Source organism: Snodgrassella sp. CFCC 13594 (assembly GCF_001590725.1).
GTDB lineage: Bacteria > Pseudomonadota > Gammaproteobacteria > Burkholderiales > Neisseriaceae > Snodgrassella.
The window spans coordinates 125286-143158 of sequence record NZ_LQXR01000001.1 but is presented as its reverse complement, the minus strand read 5'-3'; the positions used below and the strand labels follow the sequence as shown (position 1 = coordinate 143158).

Annotated in this window: 16 protein-coding genes, 2 tRNA genes and 1 pseudogene; 8 read left to right on the top strand and 11 right to left on the bottom strand. The window is 49.4% G+C overall.

Annotation, left to right across the window (positions count from 1 at the left end):
- Positions 1-169: 169 nt before the first annotated feature.
- The gene (gene hemA / locus A2F46_RS00645) at positions 170-1435 is read left to right on the top strand and encodes a glutamyl-tRNA reductase (protein ID WP_066565550.1); all 1266 of its coding nucleotides are present in this window, start codon (positions 170-172) and stop codon (positions 1433-1435) included.
- An 85-nt stretch (positions 1436-1520) separates the two neighbouring features.
- Positions 1521-2597 carry a peptide chain release factor 1 gene (prfA, locus tag A2F46_RS00640; protein WP_066565866.1) on the top strand — a complete coding sequence of 359 codons (1077 nt, stop codon included), beginning with the start codon at positions 1521-1523 and terminating at the stop codon, positions 2595-2597.
- A gap of 189 nt (positions 2598-2786) precedes the next feature.
- Here prfA and A2F46_RS00635 read toward each other — a convergent pair.
- The 6 genes from A2F46_RS00635 to hpnD all read right to left on the bottom strand — a co-directional run bounded on the left by A2F46_RS00635 (position 2787) and on the right by hpnD (position 6677).
- Positions 2787-2863 (bottom strand) — tRNA-Asp (locus tag A2F46_RS00635).
- Positions 2864-2899: 36 nt separating this feature from the next.
- Positions 2900-2975: transfer RNA gene (locus tag A2F46_RS00630), tRNA-Val, on the bottom strand.
- A 131-nt stretch (positions 2976-3106) separates the two neighbouring features.
- Positions 3107-3715, bottom strand: a complete 609-nt coding sequence (gene ribA / locus A2F46_RS00625) for a GTP cyclohydrolase II (protein WP_066565549.1) — start codon at positions 3713-3715, stop codon at positions 3107-3109.
- Entirely contained in the window at positions 3712-4410 is a 699-nt protein-coding gene (locus A2F46_RS00620; protein ID WP_066565548.1) for a hypothetical protein, read from the bottom strand. The genes ribA and A2F46_RS00620 overlap by 4 nt, the downstream gene beginning before the upstream one ends.
- An 87-nt stretch (positions 4411-4497) precedes the next feature.
- Positions 4498-5829 carry a hydroxysqualene dehydroxylase HpnE gene (hpnE, locus tag A2F46_RS00615; protein ID WP_066565547.1) on the bottom strand — a complete coding sequence of 444 codons (1332 nt, stop codon included), beginning with the start codon at positions 5827-5829 and terminating at the stop codon, positions 4498-4500.
- Positions 5826-6677, bottom strand: coding sequence for a presqualene diphosphate synthase HpnD (hpnD, locus tag A2F46_RS00610; RefSeq protein ID WP_066565546.1), 852 nt, complete (start codon positions 6675-6677; stop codon positions 5826-5828). The genes hpnE and hpnD overlap by 4 nt, the downstream gene beginning before the upstream one ends.
- 333 nt (positions 6678-7010) lie before the next feature.
- Here hpnD and A2F46_RS00605 point away from each other — a divergent pair, with 333 nt between their 5' ends.
- From A2F46_RS00605 to A2F46_RS00585, 6 genes and pseudogenes are all read left to right on the top strand, one after another.
- Complete coding sequence (locus tag A2F46_RS00605) at positions 7011-7328, top strand: hypothetical protein (protein ID WP_066565545.1); 318 nt, start codon at positions 7011-7013, stop codon at positions 7326-7328.
- A 110-nt stretch (positions 7329-7438) separates the two neighbouring features.
- Positions 7439-8877 (top strand): annotated as a pseudogene (locus A2F46_RS12830) (aminotransferase class I/II-fold pyridoxal phosphate-dependent enzyme); the annotation flags it as partial.
- 66 nt (positions 8878-8943) lie between these two features.
- The gene (locus A2F46_RS13375) at positions 8944-9342 is read left to right on the top strand and encodes a hypothetical protein (RefSeq protein WP_369796293.1); all 399 of its coding nucleotides are present in this window, start codon (positions 8944-8946) and stop codon (positions 9340-9342) included.
- A gap of 164 nt (positions 9343-9506) precedes the next feature.
- On the top strand, positions 9507-10733 hold the full coding sequence (gene pncB, locus A2F46_RS00595; protein WP_066565542.1) for a nicotinate phosphoribosyltransferase: 1227 nt from the start codon (positions 9507-9509) through the stop codon (positions 10731-10733).
- A 42-nt stretch (positions 10734-10775) separates the two neighbouring features.
- Positions 10776-11186: an RNA-binding S4 domain-containing protein gene (locus tag A2F46_RS00590; protein WP_197457503.1), complete on the top strand. Its 411-nt coding sequence runs from the start codon at positions 10776-10778 to the stop codon at positions 11184-11186.
- A 29-nt stretch (positions 11187-11215) separates the two neighbouring features.
- Positions 11216-12049, top strand: a complete 834-nt coding sequence (locus tag A2F46_RS00585; protein WP_066565540.1) for a neutral zinc metallopeptidase — start codon at positions 11216-11218, stop codon at positions 12047-12049.
- A gap of 89 nt (positions 12050-12138) precedes the next feature.
- Here A2F46_RS00585 and sucD read toward each other — a convergent pair whose 3' ends face one another.
- The 5 genes from sucD to odhB all read right to left on the bottom strand — a co-directional run bounded on the left by sucD (position 12139) and on the right by odhB (position 17837).
- On the bottom strand, positions 12139-13029 hold the full coding sequence (gene sucD / locus A2F46_RS00580; RefSeq protein ID WP_066565538.1) for a succinate--CoA ligase subunit alpha: 891 nt from the start codon (positions 13027-13029) through the stop codon (positions 12139-12141).
- Between the two features lie 10 nt (positions 13030-13039).
- The gene (gene sucC / locus A2F46_RS00575; RefSeq protein WP_066565536.1) at positions 13040-14206 is read right to left on the bottom strand and encodes an ADP-forming succinate--CoA ligase subunit beta; all 1167 of its coding nucleotides are present in this window, start codon (positions 14204-14206) and stop codon (positions 13040-13042) included.
- Between the two features lie 138 nt (positions 14207-14344).
- Positions 14345-15775 (bottom strand): dihydrolipoyl dehydrogenase, encoded by a 1431-nt coding sequence (lpdA, locus tag A2F46_RS00570; protein ID WP_066565535.1) that lies wholly within the window; start codon positions 15773-15775, stop codon positions 14345-14347.
- A gap of 36 nt (positions 15776-15811) precedes the next feature.
- Positions 15812-16540, bottom strand: a complete 729-nt coding sequence (locus tag A2F46_RS00565; RefSeq protein ID WP_066565534.1) for a toxin-antitoxin system YwqK family antitoxin — start codon at positions 16538-16540, stop codon at positions 15812-15814.
- A gap of 76 nt (positions 16541-16616) precedes the next feature.
- Positions 16617-17837, bottom strand: a complete 1221-nt coding sequence (odhB, locus tag A2F46_RS00560) for a 2-oxoglutarate dehydrogenase complex dihydrolipoyllysine-residue succinyltransferase (RefSeq protein ID WP_066565533.1) — start codon at positions 17835-17837, stop codon at positions 16617-16619.
- Between the last annotated feature and the right edge of the window lie 36 nt (positions 17838-17873).

The window sequence follows — 17873 nt, the reverse complement described above, 5'->3', positions numbered from 1 at the left end:
GCAGCACCACACAAGGCTGGATTCTTGCTGCCCAAACCATCATTTTGACGTATAATTCCAGACAATTAGCAACTGAATTATGTATTTTATATTCTGGCATGCGCTTTCAATAACCATTGATTTACTGAATTAAATTCCATCCGTACTTCAGCCAAACTACCTGAGCATCATGTCTTTAACCGTTATTGGACTCAATCATCAAACAGCGCCATTGCGTGTACGCGAGCGTTTGGCCTTTCCGGCAGAAATGCTGGGCGATGCCGTGCGTACGCTGATTGACAGCCAAACAGCAACAGAAGCCATGATTTTATCCACCTGTAACCGCACAGAGCTTTATTGTGTGGGTGATGGTGATGAGGTCGTGCGGTGGCTGGCTTTGTATCACAATCTAGGTACTTCAGAAATCGCCCCTTATTTGTACCGATATACAGACAAACAAGCCGTGCAACATGCGTTTCGGGTTGCTTGCGGCTTAGATTCCATGGTGCTGGGTGAGCCGCAGATTCTGGGTCAGCTGAAAGAAGCTGTACACGTGGCACAGCAGCAATTGGCTTTACACAGTGAATTGAATGCGCTGTTTCAAAAAACCTTTGCCATGGCCAAAGATGTACGCACCCGCAGTGCCGTGGGGGAAAACTCGGTTTCTATGGCGGCAGCATCGGTCAAGATGGCCGAACAAATTTTTCCATCCATCGATAAATTAAATATTTTATTGGTGGGTGCGGGTGAAATGATCGAGCTGGTGGCCACCTATTTTGCAGCCAAATCACCCAAACGCATTACTGTACTCAATCGTACTCTGGCTCGAGCTCAAGAATTAAGCGCTCAGCTGGACGCACCCACTGCTGATGCAGGCCTACTCACGGCCTTGCCTGAAATGTTGCCTCAGTATGATGTGGTGGTGTCTTCTACTGCCAGTCCATTGCCGCTGATAGGTAAAGGTTTGGTTGAACGAGCGCTTAAATTGCGACGCGGTATGCCGATGTTTTTATTGGATCTAGCGGTACCCAGTGACATTGAAGTGGAAGTGGCCAATTTGGATGATGCCTATCTTTATACGGTAGATGACATGATGGGCATTGTACAAAGTGGCAAAGCTGCACGCGCCAAAGCCGCACAAGAAGCCGAAAGCATGGTGGATGAGAAAGTGGCCGAATTTTTGGATTGGCAAGAAGCGCGCCAGGCCGTACCCATGATTAGGGCCTTACGCGACGAAGGGGAAAAAGCCCGCCGCTACGTGCTCGAAAATGCCATGAAGCAATTGCATAAAGGCTTGCCACCCGAACAAGTATTGGAGCGATTGTCACACCAGCTCACCAATAAGCTACTGCATGCGCCTACTCGCACCCTCAATAAAGATAGTCAGCACAACCCCGATTTAGCAGATGCCATCAACCGCATCTATCACCTCGACGAACATACTGAACAACGTTAGCTGCTTATTCATAAAGGCTGCCTGAAAGCATCAGGCAGCCTGTTCCGCATTCCTTTTGGCCCACCCTATTACAGTGAATTTTGTTATGAAACCCTCTTTAATTGAAAAATTACAACAACTGAGCGAGCGTTTAGAAGAAGTCACACAATTATTGGGCGCACCCGAAGCCACCAACGATATGGACCAATACCGCAAACTCACTCGAGAACATGCGGAAATCACCCCTGTCGTAGAAACTTATCAGCAATACAGCCAAGCACAATCAGACTTAAGCGCCGCTGAAGACATGTTGCAGGACCCTGACATGAAAGATTTCGCCGCCGAAGAAATCGACAGCGCAAAAGCACGTATGGCCGATTTGGATGCGGCTCTACAAACTCAGCTTTTGCCAAAAGATGAGGATGATGATAAAAATATTTTCATTGAGGTACGCGCCGGTACCGGTGGTGACGAAGCCGCTCTGTTTGCCGGTGATTTATTGCGCATGTATACCCGCTTTGCCGAACGAATGCATTGGCAGGTAGAGATTGTATCGGCCAGTGAAAGTGATTTGGGCGGCTATAAAGAGGTTATTGCGCGCATAGCTGGTTTAGGCGCATATAGCCAGCTGAAATTTGAATCTGGCGGCCACCGCGTGCAACGCGTCCCCACCACCGAGAGTCAAGGGCGAATTCATACATCAGCCTGTACCGTGGCAGTGATGCCAGAAGCCGACGAGGTGAGCACTGTAGAACTAAACCCCAATGATTTACGCATTGACACATTCCGCGCCTCAGGCGCTGGTGGTCAACACATTAATAAAACCGACTCGGCAGTCCGCATTACCCACCTACCAACGGGTATGGTTGTGGAATGCCAAGATGGTCGCTCGCAGCACGCCAATAAGGCACAAGCTCTGCGTGTATTGGCTTCACGTATTCACGAGCAACAAAAACGCGCTGCCCATGAAAAAGAGGCTGCTGAGCGCAAAAGCTTAATTGGCAGCGGCGATCGCAGTGAACGCATACGCACCTATAACTATCCGCAAGGGCGCGTCACTGACCACCGAATTAATCTGACCTTGCACAAACTCGATTTCATCATGGATGGGGATTTAGTTGAATTGACACAAGCCCTCATTGCCGAAAATCAAGCACAGCTTTTGGCAGAGCTAAGTGCGTAATTGCCAATTTATTTAGAAGGTGAGCAAAAACTAGGTATCGTTAAAAAAGCAATCCGTGAAAATGCGGTCAAGTGGGCCGCTCAGACATCGAAAACACACCGATCCTGCTGGTTACCACCCATAAAAAATACAATTTAAGCAATTGCAGAAAACCACAAAGCCTGCTTAAAATAAGCAGGCTTTTTAATGTGGCGCGGCGGACGGGGCTCGAACCCGCGACCCCCGGCGTGACAGGCCGGTACTCTAACCAACTGAGCTACCACCGCGCATGTTTGAAACCAACAAGGCCTCAAACAAAAACTTGGTGGGTGATGACGGAGTCGAACCGCCGACATTCTGCTTGTAAGGCAGACGCTCTACCAACTGAGCTAATCACCCTTGTCTTTCCGAGCTGCGTATTAAACCACATCGCGCTTTTAACCACAAGGCCTAATCAGCAATATGCGCACTCATTTCGACTAAATCAATGTTTTTAATTTACAAATAAACAAGCGACCATTGACGCCTGCTCAGTTCACAAAATGACCCATCTTTGCCACTTTGGTTTGTAAGTAGCGCGCATTATCCTGATTTTGCCCCACATGCAAAGGCACACGCTCGACTACTTGAATACCAACGGCATTGAGCGTATCAACTTTTTGCGGATTATTCGTCATTAAGCGCAGAGCATGAATATGTAAGTAATCCAAAATATGCTTGGCCAACACAAAATCCCGCGCATCCACCGGCAAACCCAAAGCCACATTGGCCTCAACTGTATCCAAACCTTGATCTTGCAATTGATAAGCACGAATTTTATTGATCAAACCAATACCACGGCCTTCCTGGCGTAAATACACAATCACGCCACGACCGGCTGCCTGAACCGCTTTCATGGCCGCTTCCAATTGGGGCCCACAATCACAGCGCCGCGAAAATAAGGCATCACCAGTCAAACATTCGGAATGTACGCGTCCCAATACTGGCGCGCCATCATCAATATTGCCCATGGTTAACGCCACATGTTCTTGGCCGCTGCGAGTATCTTCGAAACCATGCATGGTGAATTCACCCCATTGCGTAGGTAGGCGGCAAGCCGCCACAAAGCGCAAAGGACTATTTAAAAGAGGATTGGTCATTGAATTTCTTCTTGTTGATTTAAATTGTCTGTGTGTGCATTATTATTGGGCAGCCATTCGCGCATGAAAGGACTCAGTGCCAACGCCAACCCTACCCATGGGATCATCGCTTCTGGATCACAAAATCGGCTTCGTTCATCAGCCACAAAAACCACACCCAATATCTGGCCTTCTTCATCGCTGATGGGCAGTGCCAATTGACTGATGCCGGGCTGCGGCCCAATTAAACTGCCATCAACCAACCAGTCAGCAACATCATCAATAGAAACCAGCCAGCCCGTCTGTGCCACCCGGCTGGGTAAAAACCGCAATGCAGAGTCACCACTAACCGAAATGACTGCCGGCATTGACTGCCCTTGTGCAGCCAGTCTCAATAATGAGGGCAATTGTACCAAAGGCAAGATTTGGGCATCGCCCAACCAATACACAGCAGCACTGGCCGCTGGACTGCGCTGCAAAGTGGCATCCAAAGCCAAAAAAACTTGGCGCAAAGCATGGCCTTGTTGGGCCGCCTCCGGCAACCATTCGCGCAAAACCACCTCATCTTCGGCATACCACAAAATACCGCCATCCACTTCACCTTGGCCTATGGCCAAAACCGTTTGCGCAGCCAACATGGCTACAGCCACATCATCTAAAGACAATTTCAGCCCTTGCGTTTGCAAATAATCTTTGATTACAGCCACATCTGCCATGGATACACATCCTCTGCGGGCATACGCCCATTCCATTAAAACCAAGCTGCTTTTTCAGGCAACCCGAGCATAGTCACTCCACGCGCACTACAAACGTTTGAACGCCATAGCAGGACGCCCCGCATCAGCCAGCAAGGCAGCAGCGGCCAATTGACCACTTTGCACCGCCCCTTCTAACGTACATGGATAGCGATCGTGCACATAGTCCCCAGCCAAATAAATATCATGCTGGCGCAGCCAAGCCTGAGGTATTGGCTGCCGATTCGCACAACAGCTTACGGTTGCGCGCTTTTCCGTAATCACACGCACAGCTACAGGATGGCTCAGCAAAGGACACAAGTTCAACAACTCTTGATGTGCCACTTGCGCCCAATCCACATCTCTATGAGCAGGTGCATCAGCAAGGGAAATCACAGCGGTCACCTCATTGTTGTCACCACCCAAGCGGCCTCGGCCAATAAACCATTGCACTTTTCCATGTGCCAAACCCGTTAAGGTCGCAGGCAAATCTACGTTTTGCTCATAGCGTAAATACACGGTGGTAATGGCATGATAGGCCAAGCTGGACAAGGCTGCGGAGACATCGCCCGGCACATTGCGTGGCAATAATTGGCTGGCGTGATAAGGCGCCACGGCCAACACCACCGCATCAAAATAATCATCATCCACCCATACCCCATGCCCCTCACCAGCATGGCTTAAAGCCGACACACGCCGCGCAGTTTCTACCACCACTTTTTTACGACGCAGCAAGCCTGCTACGGGTTCGACCCAACTCTGGCCCAAATCGGTTTTTGGCAACACCATGTCACTATTGGCGCGGGTTGACCATACGCCATCTTGCAGGACATTACCCAAGCGCAACAAACTGGCTTCACGCAAAGCCGTATTTAGTGCACCCCACACCAAGGGCTGCCAGAATTGCTGCTGCCATTTTTGGGCCACCTGCTCACTTTCCAGCCACTGCGCAACCGTCATGTCCTGACCATTTTCCACTGCGCCACGATGCCAAACCTGCAGTCGGCGCATGTGCTTAAGTAGCTGCCATTTTTCTCGGACCGTGGCACCACGCCCTTTGATGATGCCCACTAATAAATGCCAAGGACTACGCCAGCGAGCAGCCTGAAACCGAAAGCCATCTGCTTGGTACCAACTCATGCGTTCTCGATGCAACACCGCTTGCGCATCCACGCCCGCGCGCTGCAGCAGCCCCAAGCATTGATGATAGGCGCCCAACAACATATGCTGACCATTATCAATAAAAGAAAAGTCATGATGACTTTGACGCACAGCCCGAGCACGGCCACCCAAAACTTTCCCCGCTTCCAAGAGCACCACATCAGTTTTGCCTGCCAACGCTTCAGCTGCCGCCATGCCGGCCCAGCCGCCGCCAATCACCGCTACCTTGCGTCGATTCATGGGTGAAATCCCCAAAGCCAAGTTTTCAACGCGATACGCAATTTTCTGGGCCCTGGTATTGCCAACTTATATTGCAATACATGCCCAGCACCATCGCGGTCAATCTCCAACAATAACGCATAATAAATTGCCGCCAATATCAATCCTACTTTTTGTGCCTTGGCATCGGCTGGTGGCAACAAAGCCACAGCATCTCGATAACACTGTTGCGCTCGGGTCACTTCAAATCGCATCAGCGCATCAAATGTCGTGCCGCCAGTGGCTTGTAAAATCAAGCCTGCCGGCACGTCAAACTGCTGTAAATCGGTCATGGGTAAGTAAATACGACCGCGACGCGCATCTTCACCCACATCGCGAATAATGTTGGTAAGTTGCAAGGCCAAACCCAATTGGTCTGCGTAATCCAGCGTTTGCGGGTGCGTGAAACCCAAGATGCGTGCAGTCATACGTCCAACTGAGCCGGCCACACGCTGGCAATACACTTGCAAATCCGCATACGTGGCATACCGCGCCTGCGTCAAATCCATGCGCATGCCATCAATCACATCTTGCAATTCATTTTCAAGCAACCCAAACGAGCTAACCACTGCAGCCAAGGCCTGCATCACCGGATGTTCCGGCTGTACATTGGGCGCAAACACAGCCAACAGCTCTTGCTGCCACCAATTCAGTGTGGTCATGGCCACATTGGCATCGGAACAGTCATCCACCACATCATCCAGCTCGCGGCAATAGGCATACAACACCGTCAATGCATCGCGCTTTTGTTTGGGTAAAAAACGGAAGCCAGTTAAAAAACTTGAGCCGCTGGCGGCGGCTTTTTGCTGACAATATTCAAGTGCTTGCACAAAAACTTTCCACGCTGGGAAGACCATTGATAAGATGTGTGCATTCTACCGCAGAATGGCACAGACACCAAAAGCATCCGACCTAGGCAATGGCTACCTGTAAAACACCAACCGATTTCCAATAGGGGTTATGGGATGACCATCACGACTAAAGCAAGCCCACAGCTCAGATAAGCATAAGGCATAAAATAGGTTGGCACACCTCGTACCCCATACAGCCATGAGGTACTACAGCCCAAGCGGGCAATGTAGTCCATAAATTGCCTGAAACACAACGAGATAGTGCATGAATATAAGCTCAAACCCCGCTTTTATTGTTAGGTATTGACACCCATGGATTTAACTACCCTGATACACAAAAAAGTGCCATTTGCTGATTACGCCGACTTATTGGCGCGCCATGCCAATGCATTCAGTCCGGCTGAGGCAGCGCTACTGGCAGAGATTTTAAATGGCTTTCATTTTGATGCCATTCAAGCACAAGCTTTGGCGCAAGCGGTGTTACAACAAAGCCGTTTCGACCCCAACGCACAACATTTGATGCTCGATGACGATGAGGATATAACGGGAATTTGCCCCCATTGTTTGAATCCGCCGGTACCGCCACTGCGCGATTATTGGCAATGGCGCTTGCAAACAAGTCCACGTTAGCCACGTTATTCAGCAAGATAGGCATCACTCAGTTAAGGCAACCTTCTCGTTCAGACAGAATAAATGGCTTCATTGAATAAAGTATCAGCCCCAGCCACAGCAAGGAAAAAATGATGAGCGCATTGTGCAGCGTGATGGTGTTGTCAAAAGATGGCAACAGCCATTTGAAAAATCAAATGCAAGTTGCCGCCTCTATGATGGTGGTATTTGAAAATTACCGTTTTGATGAGTGGATGACTGGGCTGGAAGATGCACGCACACAAGCCGTGCTGCTTGATGGCAACAAACTCACACTCAAGCAATTACAAATGATTCAGGCAGCATACACACAAGGTCCTTGGCGTGCGGAAGTATCAATATATTTATGGCAGGCTGGCGGCAGCAAGGCCAACCACTGTCCTGATGCTATTCATTTGGATTACGACCACAAAGACAGTGCGGCAGTGTTGACGCACATTTGCGAAGACTTGCAACACAAGGCGCAAACGCCATTTTATTCAGCCTTAAAAACCTATGTGAACCGCCACACTGATTCATGGCACACACCTGGCCATTCCAATGGGGATTCTTTACGCCAAAGCGCTTGGGCCAGTGATTTTTACCACTTTGTGGGCCAACCCATGTGGCAAGCAGATTTATCCGTTTCGGTGCACAGCTTAGACTCGCTGCTGCATCCTCAAAGCGTGATTGCCGAAGCGCAACATCTAGCAGCTCAAGCATTTGGCGCTCGTCACACTTATTTCGCCACCAACGGTTCTTCTACAGCCAACAAAGTGATTTTACAAAGCCTACTCACTCCGGGCGACACCTTGCTGCTGGATCGCAACTGTCACAAATCCGTTCATCACGGGGTGATCCTTTCTGGTGCGCGCCCAGTGTATCTAGACAGCAGTGTCAACCAAGCTTTGGGACTCTTTGGTTTGGTGCCACAAAAAACCATCTTGCAAGCCATTGCCGAGCATCCGCATGCCAAAGCGCTCATCCTCACCAGCAGCACTTATGATGGCATGTGCTACGATCTTCAGCCCATCATTGCGGCTGCCCATGCCCATCATATTAAAGTCATCATTGATGAAGCATGGTACGGATTTGCCCGCTTCCACCCACAATTTCGGCCCACCGCATTGGAACTGGGCGCCGATTATGTTACCCAAAGCACACACAAAACCATGTCGGCGTTTTCACAAGCAGCATGGTGCACGTCAATGATACCGATCACGACGCCCATCTTCTGCGTGAAACCTTCAATATGCATGCGTCTACCAGTCCGCAATACAGCATTCTGGCGAGCTTAGATGTGGCACGCCAACAAATGGTGATGGAAGGCTATGGCCTACTCAACCATGCTTTGCGCTTCGCCAGCATGTTGCGCAATCAAATCAATACACTGCACCACTTTAAGGTATTGGATTTAACCGACCTGTTGCCTGAAGAAATCCGCCACGATCCCGTGAGCTTAGACCCCACCAAAATCACCATCGACACCCGCTGTAGTGGCTTTTCAGGCAACCAAATCCAGTATTTGCTGTTTGAGCGCTTCAATATTCAAGTCGAAAAAGCCACTTTTGCCACGGTCAGCGTATTGATTACCATCGGCACCACTGCGGAAAAAACCATGCGCTTAGTCCATGCCTTGACCACATTGGATGAAGAACAACCTCGCCGAAAAACCAAGCTGCGTCCACCCCGCTTAACTGTACCGCACTTCAGCCGCTTGGCTTGCCTACCAAGAGATGCGTTCTACCGCACAGGTGAGCGCTTGCCTCTATTGAGGCATCGCAAAGCCAATCCAGCCCTCATTGGGCGGGTATGCTGTGATCAAATTGTGCCCTATCCACCGGGCATTCCGGTATTGGTACCGGGTCAAATCATCACCGCTGAAATAGCCGCTTTTTTGGCCGATATGCTCAACGGCAACGATGACACAGAAATCCATGGTTTGGCCGCTGTGCCCGAAGGCGCAGCCATCCGCGTATTGCAGACTGATGAATATGCCGAGCTGTGTGGCTCATAAACCACCGATCTGGCCGATTAAGCGCAAATGTAATGAATCAGGCCACCAGGCAATCCCATAAGCGGTTGCCTGAAATCGGTTCATCAATCCAAAGGCATACCCAAAGCCGGTCAAACATGGTTTAATAAGCTTCTCTTATCGTTGACCTCTTCATCGGCACAAACATGCTTGCTGAAACACCCCGCCCCACCATTATTCAGTCTTTGCTGGACACCGATTTATATAAATTCACCATGCTGCAAGTGGTCTTGCACCAGTTTCCACAAGCACATGGGGTGTATGAATTTCGTTGCCGCAATAACGACCAAACCCTCTACCCATTAGCCGACATTCGCGAAGAATTGGAATGGGAGTTGGACCGGCTCTGCCAGATGCGTTTTAGCGAAGATGAGCTATTGTATTTGCGCAGCCTCCGTTTCATCAAAAGTGATTTTGTTGATTACTTGGAGCTATTCCAGCTCAAGCGTCGATTTATCCATGTCAGCACCGACGAACAGCAACGTTTGAATATCCGTGTGGAAGGGCCCATCATCCAGGCCATGTTCTTTGAAATATTTGTGTTGGCCATTGTCAATGAATTGTATTTCCGCCGCTTGGAAACGCCGCAAATTTTGGCCGAAGGAGAGCGCCGGCTACAACATAAAGCCGCCCTGCTACACCGCTACGAACATGACCAATTAACGGGTGAGCCACCATTCCTGATTTCAGACTTTGGCACCCGCCGTCGTTACCGTTTTTCTTGGCAAGAGCATGTATTGCATACTTTGTATACGGCCTCCCCCAGTATTTTTCGCGGCACCAGTAATGTCTATTTGGCCAAAAAAATGAACATTACCCCCATCGGCACCATGGCACACGAATTCATGCAAGCCTTTCAGGCGCTGGATGTTCGTTTGCGTGATTTTCAAAAAGCCGCGCTGGAATCTTGGGTACATGAATACCGCGGCGACTTGGGCATTGCCTTAACCGATGTGGTGGGCATGGATGCATTTTTGCGCGATTTCGATTTGTATTTTGCCAAGCTTTTTGATGGTTTGCGCCACGACAGCGGTGATCCTTATGTATGGGGCGATAAAGCGTATGCGCATTACCAAAAACTGAAAATCGACAGCCGCAGTAAAATGCTTACGTTCAGCGACAGCTTGGACCTAGAGCGCGCCTGGGCGTTGTATCAATATTTCAAAGACCGTTTCAAAACCAGCTTTGGCATCGGCACCAACCTCACCAATGACATGGGTATCACACCTTTAAATATTGTGCTGAAATTGGTTGAGTGCAATGGCCAGTCGGTGGCCAAAATCTCAGACACACCAGGCAAAACCATGACCGACAACGATACGTTCTTGGCGTATTTACGCCAAGTTTTTGAGATTCCCGAACCCCAAATTTGAGCTTCAGGCAACCCCCATACAGTGGAGCACACCGCAACAGGCATGAATCAACGAAATCAACACAATCAAAGCGCCATGCGTTTAGACAAATGGCTGTGGGCCGCCCGTTTTTTTAAAACCCGGGCTTTGGCACAAAGACACATCGAGCTGGGCCGTGTACATGTTAATGGCGCAAAAGTCAAAAACAGCAAAAATATTCAGGAAGGGGATATCATTGACCTGACCTTGAATGCATTACCGTATAAAATTACGGTTTTGCAACTCAACCACATGCGCCGCCCAGCAACAGAAGCGCGGTTGTTATACGAAGAAGATGCGGCCGTGGCCAAACAGCGAGAACAACAAAAAGCCTTAGACAAAGCCAGTCGCATTACCGCTGCTTATCCAGATGGCCGCCCCACCAAGCGGGATCGGCGGCAGCTGGAAAAAGTCAAACACGGCTGGGAAGAATAGTTTGTATTGGTTATTTTAGGGAGCCAGCCATGCGTTGGGACAATCAAAGAGAAAGTCAGAATGTAGAAGACCGCCGCGGCATGAGTGCCGGTAAAAAAGGCACTGGCATCATCGGCATTATTGTGCTATTGGTGGGCATGTACTATGGTGTGGACTTATCTGGTGTGGTCGGCACACCACAACTGGGTGGCACTCAAGCCAGCCAGCAATCCAGCCTTGATCAACAAGAAGAACAGCACCTGAATACATTATCACGCAAAGTACTGGCTTCAACCGAAGACAGCTGGTCAGCTTATTTCCAAAAAGTGGGCAAGCAATACACCGACCCAACATTGGTGCTGTACAACGGTGCCACACAAACCAGCTGCGGCACCGGCCAATCAGCCATGGGGCCCTTTTACTGCCCAGGCGACCAAAAAGTGTATCTGGATTTATCGTTTTATGAAGATTTGAAAACCAAGCTCGGTGCAGAAGGCGGCGATTCTGCTTTTGCCTACGTGATTGCCCATGAGATCGGCCATCATGTACAAAACCTTTTGGGTATTTTACCCAAAGTACATCAGGCACAAGCCAAAATGACGGAAGCACAAGGTAATCAATTATCGGTAAAAACCGAATTACAAGCAGATTGTTTTGCTGGCGTGTGGGCACACAACGCTGCTCAGCAAGGGATTTGGGAAGGCAATGACTCAGCACAAGCCATTGACGCTGCTGAAGCGGTTGGCGATGACCGCATCCAGAAACGCAGCCAAGGCTATGTGGTACCCGACAGCTTCACCCACGGCAGTGCTGAACAACGTAAAATGTGGTTTCAGCGCGGCTTCGAGAGCGGAGATCCCAACCAGTGCAATACTTTTGGCTGATTAGTCCATTTCTACTTTACTCATACTCATCATGTCAAAAAGGCTGCCTGAAATATTCAGACAGCCTTTTTTAAACCATGACTTGATGATTAAGCCATACCTTTGCTTTTCAACACATCCATCATGGTGCTGCCCAGTTCAGCCGGACTGCGGGTATAGGCAATACCGGCTTTTTCAAACGCCGCGAATTTTTCTTCCGCTGTACCTTTGCCACCCGAAATAATGGCGCCAGCATGACCCATGCGCTTGCCTTTAGGTGCAGTGACACCGGCAATGTAGCCCACCACTGGCTTGGTCACATTCGATTGAATGTATTCAGCAGCTTCTTCTTCCGCAGTGCCACCAATCTCGCCAATCATAATGATGGCCTCGGTTTTTGGGTCTTCTTGGAAGAGTTTCAAGCAATCGATCTGGTTCATGCCTGGAATCGGATCACCGCCAATACCAATACACGTAGATTGGCCCAAGCCCAATTTAGTGGTTTGCGCCACCGCTTCATAAGTCAAGGTGCCAGAGCGGGAAATAATGCCAATGCGTCCTGGTTGGTGAATGTGGCCCGGCATAATACCGATTTTACATTCTCCCGGCGTAATCACGCCTGGACAGTTTGGCCCCACCATTCGCGTACCATTGCCATTGGTTTCCAAATAACGTTTGGCCTTCAACATATCCAAGGTGGGCACGCCTTCGGTGATGACCACCACCAGCTTCACACCCGAATCCACGGCTTCAACAATTGAATCCAATACAAAAGGAGCCGGTACATAAATCACAGAGGCATCCGCACCCGTTTCTTTCACGGCTTCGGCCATGGTGTTGAATACAGGACGATCTAAATGGGTTTCACCACCCTTACCCGGTGTCACCCCACCCACAATTTGAGTGCCATAGGCAATGGCTTGTTCTGAATGGAACGTGCCGTTTTTACCGGTAAACCCTTGTACCAATACTTTGGTGTCTTTATTGATTAATACGCTCATGATGTCCTCCTTAGGCTTTAACGGCAGCAACGATTTTCTGAGCCGCATCGGCCAAACCGTCGGCAGGAAGCAGTTTCAAACCGGATTCTTGTAAAATTTTGGCACCCAGTTCGGCGTTATTGCCTTCCAAACGCACCACCACCGGCACCGTAACATTGACTTCTTTAACCGCTGCCACAATGGCTTCAGCAATCATGTCACAACGCACGATACCGCCAAAGATATTAATCAATACACCTTGTACCGATGGGTCTTCCAAAATCAGCTTAAATGCTTCCACCACACGTTCTTTGGTGGCACCACCGCCCACATCCAAGAAGTTAGCCGGTTGGCCGCCATACAATTTGATGATGTCCATAGTGGCCATGGCCAAACCAGCACCATTCACCATACAACCAATATTGCCTTCCAAAGCAACATAGTTCAGGTCGAATTCAGACGCTTTTAATTCACGCTCATTTTCTTGTGATTTATCACGTTGATCGGCCAATTTAGGCTGGCGATACAACGCATTGCTGTCGATGCCCACTTTGGCATCCACACAAGCCAAATCACCATTTTCGCGCACAGCCAAAGGATTCACTTCAAATAAAGCAAAATCATTTTCCACAAATGCTTTATAAGCGCCGGTGGCCAATTTCACAAAAGCATTGACTTGCTTGCCGCTCAAACCGAGCTTGAATGCCATGTCACGGGCTTGGTATGCCTGCATGCCCACCAAAGGATCGATGGTTTCTTTAAAGATTTTTTCGGGAGTTTCAGAAGCCACTTTTTCAATTTCCACGCCACCTTCAGTGGAGGCCATGAACGTGACGCGACGGCTTGAGCGGTCAACCACTGCACCCAAATACAATTCTGTTTGTACTGGATACATGTCTTCGCAAATCAATACACTGTTGACCGGCTGGCCATGTGCGTCAGTTTGATACGTCACCAAGCGAGTACCAATCAAACCCTCAGCCACTTCTTTCGCTTCTTCCCGGCTCTTCACCACTTTTACACCACCGGCTTTACCACGGCCACCGGCGTGCACTTGCGCCTTAACCACGGCAAATTTGCCGCCCAACTGGTCAAAGGCGGCCGCAGCTTCCTCACCATTGTGTGCCAAAATGCCTTCCTGCACGGGCAGGCCATAGCTTTTCAGCAATGCTTTTGCTTGATACTCATGTAGGTTCATCAGAGTTTCCTCTATTTTAAGTAAGTTGAAACAAACCGGACAAAACGGCCAGTATTCAATCAGCTGAGTTGAAGACAATCAACACCAGCCTTGTTTTCAGTCAGCCGTTAAAGTAACTAGGCTGCCTGAATCAACGCATTAACCGTGCAAAGCACGCGTATCAACAGCCAAAGCCGCCTCGTGGGTGACTTCCGATAAAGTGGGATGGGCGTGCACAATGCGGGCAATATCTTCGCTAGAAGCCTTAAATTCCATTGCCATTACTGCTTCGGCTATTAATTCAGAAGCCGCGGGCCCGATGATATGTACACCCAATACCCGATCAGTTTCAGCATCGGCTAAAATTTTCACAAAACCTTGGGCTTGCCCCATCCCCAACGCACGGCCATTGGCAGCAAAGCCTGATTGGCCTTTCTTGTACTTCACGCCTTCGGCTTTGAGCTGCTCTTCATTTTTGCCTACCCAAGCCATTTCTGGGTGGGTGTAAACCGCTGAAGGAATGGTGTTGAAATCCATGTGCGGTTGCTGGCCAGCAATACGTTCTGCCACGCACACGCCTTCTTCCGAAGCCTTATGCGCCAGCATAGGACCGCGAACCACGTCACCAATGGCCCACACCTGAGGTAAATTGGTGCGGCAAAGTTCATCAACTTTGATGAAGCCGCGTTCATCGACAGCCAAGCCCACACCTTCCACATTCAAGCCCTGCGTGTTGGGAATACGGCCAATGGCAATAATCAGCTTATCAAACGTGGCGGTTTGCTCCGCCCCATTGACTGCATATTTCACTGTTACATCGTTTTTGGTTTTAACAATTTCCTTGACGTCCACACCCAACTCGATTTTTAAGCCTTGTTCTTTAGTGAAAATCTTGAACGCTTCTTTGGCCAATTGCTGATCGGCCAAGGCTAAAAATGTGGGCATGGCTTCTAAAATGGTCACATCGGCACCCAAGCGATTCCATACCGAGCCCATTTCCAAACCAATCACGCCAGAGCCAATCATGCCCAGCTTGGCAGGAACCGCTTCCAAATTCAAAGCACCTTCATTATCAAGTACATTGATATTGTCAATCTCAGTCAGAGGCAATGGCCGCGGCACGGAACCCGTAGCCAAAATCACATGGCGCGCTTCGATCACTTTTTTATCGCCGTTGTTGTCCACTTCAATTTGCCATAAATCGCCGTTTTGGCCTTTTAAAGCGCCTTTACCAAAGATACTGTCTACTTTGTTTTTCTTGAATAAAAAGCCAATGCCGCCAGTCAATTTGGTAACAATACCGTCTTTGCGTTCAATCATTTTCTTGGCGTCAAAGCCTTTAACCGTCACATTGATGCCGTGCTCGGCAAATTCAGCTTGTGCAGCATGATAATTTTCGCTGGATTGCAACAAAGCCTTAGACGGGATACAACCCACATTCAGGCAAGTACCGCCCAAAGCCGGTGCATCACCCGCTTTATTCACACCCGCATCAATACACGCGGTTTTAAAACCCAATTGCGCTGCACGAATGGCGGCCACATAGCCACCAGGACCCGCGCCAATCACCACTACATCATATTGAGACATGATTTATTTCCTTTTGTATTCTATGAGTTCCGCTCGTCAATTTGGCTCTTGGTACAACAGGCTTTCTAAGTACTCCCACAACGCAGCAACCTGGTCTTCATTTAAAGCCTCGCCATTACGCTGCCAGCCTTTCAGGCTGCTGTCGCCCACCACCTCAATCGCGGCATTACCGTTGTCATACCAAAATGTTTGCGTTACCTGGTGCGCGGCATTACTGCCTTGCTCCATTTGTTTACGCCCTTTTGCATCAAAATAGCGCAGTTCACCCGTGGCCTCGCCGTTGGCGTACGCCTCACTACTGCGCAATCGCCCATGAGGATCATAAACATTTAACCAGCCAGTGGCTTTTCCTCGCTGAAATGCCTGCGTCTGCAACAACGAACCATCTGGTCGATACCACACCACCCAGCCATCCACCACGTCATTGTCAAAATTTCGCAGTCCTTCTGGATGTACGATCACAAATGGATCCGTTTGCTTGGTTTTGGTGGCCTGATAAAAATCCTGCGCCACCCAATTACCCGCCGCAGTTTTACCCAATACCTGTCGATAATAACCACCGGCAACTGGTGTATTACTGTATTGGCCATCAGCGGCAAAATACAAGGCTTCTTGCTGCACAGGTTGCGTGATTAGTGTCTGTACCGCAGCACGATTTTTAGCCATCGCTGCCGATGACAACTGATCTGATGGCTGATGGCTGTTCTGACAAGCAGTCAACCCCAGCAGCACAAATAAACCAACCGCTCTCCAATATCGTTTCATGGACTATCACCCCATCCGATGTTGTGGTACACACAAAATAGGCTGCCTAAATACATTCAGGCAGCCTGAGCCTCCATTAAATATTCAAAATCAAGCGTGCAGGATCTTCCAACGCATCTTTAATGGCCACCAAAGCCAATACAGCTTCACGGCCATCAATCAAACGATGATCATAAGAAAGGGCCAAATACATCATCGGACGAGCCACGATTTGACCATTTTCCACAACAGCTCGTTCTTTCGTGGCATGCATGCCCAAAATGGCGGATTGAGGCGGATTGATAATCGGGGTTGACATCATAGAGCCAAAAGTACCGCCGTTGGTGATGCTAAACGTACCACCAGTCAAGTCTTCCAACGCCAATTTGCCATCTTTGGCTTTGGCTGCATAATCGGCAATGGCCTGCTCGATTTCTGCAATACTCATTTGGTCAGCATTACGCAAAATCGGAACCACCAAACCGCGTGGGCTACCAATGGCGATACCAATATCAAAATAGCCGTGGTAAACAATATCATTGCCATCCACTGATGCATTCACCACTGGGTATTTTTTCAACGCAGCCACAGCAGCTTTCACAAAGAAAGACATAAAGCCCAATTTCACGCCATATTCTTTCTGAAATTGCTCTTTGTATTTGTTGCGTAAATCCATTACTGGTTTCATGTTGACTTCGTTAAACGTGGTCAAAATGGCATTTTCGGATTGTGACTGCAACAAGCGCTCGGCCACACGAGCACGTAAACGAGACATGGGTACACGTTGTTCGGCGCGATCACCCGCTACCGCTTGCGGTGCCGGCTTAGCAGACGCCTGTAATGTGGGTGCAGACGCCAATGCTGCGGCGGCTTTTTCCACATCTTCTTTTAACACTCGGCCATCGCGGCCAGATCCAGGAACCGCAGCCACATCAACGCCCTTTTCGGTAGCCAACTTGGCCGCAGCAGGCATGGCCACACCGGCTGCTGCTTGACTAGCTTGTGCCGCAGCAGGCGCTGCTGCTGGCACTTCCACAGCAGGCGCAGTTGTAGTCGCTGGCGCAGCATCAGCCGCTTTGGCTGAGGTATCAATTTTGGCCAGCAGTTGCCCTGCGGTGACAATCGCGCCATCGGCTTCCACAATCTCCACCAATTTGCCTGCTTGTTGCGCCGGCAATTCCAACACCACTTTATCGGTTTCTAAATCAATCAAGTTTTCGTCACGCGCGACAAAGTCACCTACTTTTTTATGCCATGTCATCAAAGTGGCTTCGGTCACGCTTTCAGGCAGCATGGGAACAGTTACATCAATAATCATCATTCTCTCCTAATGGGAGGCCACACCGAGGTGGCC